Genomic DNA, 1,197 nt, shown 5'->3' with positions numbered 1-1,197 from the left:
TAAGAGGACTGGCATTAGCACCATAATGCTCACCACCAAATACTTCAAGCCCCAGTTTTGTTTCATCATGATGTATACTCTGTCCCTAAAATACATTGGTTTTTTTATAGAGTTATTCTTGTTCTATCATGACAGTTTATGGCGTAAACGCAACGCATTGACAATCACTGACACGGAGCTTAGCGCCATAGCAGCACCAGCTATCATTGGGTTAAGTAATAGTCCTGTGAGTGGATAAAGAACGCCTGACGCGACCGGCACACCCAGCGCATTATAAATAAAGGCAAAAAAGAGATTTTGATGGATGTTTTTTACCGTATGCACGGAGAGCTCATAGGCTTCCAAAAGCTTATTTAAATCGCCCGATAATAATGTCATACCAGCACTTTCAATCGCTACATCACTCCCCGTTCCCATCGCAATACCAATATCTGCTGTTGCCAAAGCAATCGCATCATTGACGCCATCACCAACCATTGCGACCACATGTCCTTTTTGTTGTAGTTCGCGAATCACATTGCTTTTTTCATCCGGCAATACTTCAGCAATGACGTTCTGAACGCCTACGTGTTGCGCTACCGCTTTAGCTGTCATGGCATTATCACCGGTGAGCATGATGACTTGAATGCCCTTTTTTATTAAGGAGGCGACCGCATGTTGGCTCGACTCTTTAATAGGGTCGGCTACTGTAAAGACACCGGCTAATTGTTTATTGACCGTCATATAAATCACTGTAGCTCCCTCTTTTTGTGCTGTTAATGCCGCATCAGGAATCTCATCATCAGGAACAGACAACCAATGGGCATTGCCAATGGCAATAATCGCATCATTGATTTTGGCTTGAGCGCCTTTACCTCTGACTGCAATAAAATCTGTAGCCTCTTCCAGAATAATTTGGCGTTTTAGCGCTTCATCACGTAAGGCTTTAGCCAGTGGATGTTCGCTATGACGTTCAAGGGATGCCGCAAGACGCAACAGTTCATTTTCTTGCCAATTCTTACTTGGGATAATTTGGGTTAACGCTGGATGGCCTTGAGTCAATGTTCCTGTTTTATCCACAACAAGTGTGTCGACTTTTCGTAATTGCTCTAAAGAAGCTGCGTTTTTAATTAAGATACCACGTCGTGCGCCTTCACCAATCCCCACCATTATCGACATAGGTGTTGCAAGCCCCAAAGCACAAGGGCAGGCAATAAT

1 protein-coding gene is annotated in these 1,197 nt (G+C 43.9%); it reads right to left on the bottom strand.

The features are described from left to right. Positions 1 to 126: 126 nt before the first annotated feature. Positions 127 to 1,197, bottom strand: a 1,071-nt coding sequence (locus tag LDG_RS20185) for a heavy metal translocating P-type ATPase (protein WP_040534898.1), incomplete at its 5' end; no start/stop codon positions are given.

It is taken from the genome of Legionella drancourtii LLAP12, from assembly GCF_000162755.2.
Taxonomy (GTDB): domain Bacteria; phylum Pseudomonadota; class Gammaproteobacteria; order Legionellales; family Legionellaceae; genus Legionella; species Legionella drancourtii.
This window is presented reverse-complemented; position numbering and strand designations above follow the sequence as displayed.